Source organism: Lyngbya aestuarii BL J (genome assembly GCF_000478195.2).
GTDB lineage: Bacteria > Cyanobacteriota > Cyanobacteriia > Cyanobacteriales > Microcoleaceae > Capilliphycus > Capilliphycus aestuarii.
In genome coordinates this window covers 1-1,564 of record NZ_AUZM01000196.1, presented here as the reverse complement: position 1 = coordinate 1,564, position 1,564 = coordinate 1, and the positions used below count along the sequence as shown (strand labels likewise).

The 1,564-nt window shown below is 36.1% G+C and carries 2 protein-coding genes; one reads left to right on the top strand and one right to left on the bottom strand.

The window, feature by feature from the left end; all coding sequences use genetic code 11:
• Positions 1-57: 57 nt before the first annotated feature.
• A complete protein-coding gene (locus M595_RS27460) occupies positions 58-612 on the bottom strand; it encodes a Uma2 family endonuclease (protein ID WP_023068629.1) in 555 nt (184 codons plus the stop codon).
• A gap of 82 nt (positions 613-694) precedes the next feature.
• On the opposite strand from M595_RS27460, the gene cmoB reads away from it, so the two are divergent.
• Positions 695-1,564 (top strand): tRNA 5-methoxyuridine(34)/uridine 5-oxyacetic acid(34) synthase CmoB (gene cmoB, locus M595_RS27455; RefSeq protein WP_238987142.1); only part of this gene is annotated, 870 nt, incomplete at its 3' end.

Below are 1,564 nucleotides of genomic sequence, written 5' to 3'. Positions count from 1 at the left end.
TGTGCTCTTCCGATCTATAACTTTATTTCGTTTGTGGCTTTAAAGTCTAAATAGGGTTTAAGAAAATATCAACTGTTGAACTTCGATTAAAATCTTTGGAAAAGGTAGAGGTGAAATTGTTCCTGTTGTTAAAGTTAATTCTTCAGTATAATTATCATTACTTAGATTTCTAAACACTTTTAACTCTGATCCTTTTAGATTCGCCACCCAATATTCTTGAATTTTTGCTTCAGCATAGATGGATTTCTTTAAGCCTAAATCTTTCTCTAAGGAAGTGTTAGAAAATTCAATAATCCAAAAAATATTCTCAGGATAGGGATGATGATTGAGGTATTCTTTACCCAAAGGTTGAACAATTGCAATATCGGGTTCGGGTTCAGAATTATTCGGTAATGTTATCGGATGACCTTCTCTAACTTTAACTTGAGTCCCTAGCAGTTCCCGCAAATAATCACTAACTTTTGAAGTGTAGTAAGCATGAGGTTCTCTCTCAGGTGACATAACAACTAAATCTCCTCTTAATAATTCTATGCGATCATCTTCTCGAATTGACCCTTTAACGAGCGCTTCGTGATATCGGTCTAATGACCATTTAAACATCGTAACGGTCATGGTTTTCTCCTAAATACTTACTTTTTATTATGCAATATTTTTCTAAGTTTTGTCTAGATTACTGTTATCATTAAAAATATCGGTGTTATCTCGAAGTGAAATGTTAGATGAAAGCCTGGGTTATGTCGCGCCTGACTATCTTGAACAATACAATGATGATATTGAATCTGAAACAATTTTAGCAATCCGTCAGGAACGACAAACACAACTATTTGAACCCAAAAGTAAGCGATATTATCAAGCGGTTCAAGCGGTTAGAGATATTCAAAGTAACGAGTTTAATTTTTCGGGTTCAGTGGTCAAAGTTGGTCAAGGAGATGAACTCTCTCTCGAACAACAGCAACGATTTAATCAAGCCTTAAAAGTATTTTCTCCCTGGAAAAAAGGGCCGTTTGAACTATTTGGAACCTTTATAGATGCCGAATGGCGTTCTGATTGGAAATGGGAACGAATTTTACCGCATATTCAATCACTAACCGACCGTAAAGTTGCAGATATTGGCTGTCATAATGGTTATTTTATGTTTAGAATGGCGCATCAAAAACCAGCCTGTGTGATTGGTTTTGAACCCTATGCTAAACACTTCTGGAACTTTCAACTGGTTCAAAATATTGTCCAACAGAAAATGCTTCACTTTGAACTGTTAGGGGTTGAACATATTGACCTTTATCCCGATTTTTTTGATACCATTTTCTGTTTGGGGATTTTGTATCATCATACTGACCCAGTAGGTTTACTGCGAAAACTGCACAAATCTCTGAAAAAAAACGGAGAAATTATTATTGACTGTCAGGGAATACCCGGAGATTTACCTGTAGCATTAACCCCTCAAAAACGTTATGCACGGGCGCGAGGGATTTGGTTTCTCCCGACTCAATCATGCTTAGAAAATTGGATTAATCGAGCAGGTTTTAATAAAATTAATTGTTTCTTTGCTGAACCGCTCTCTACC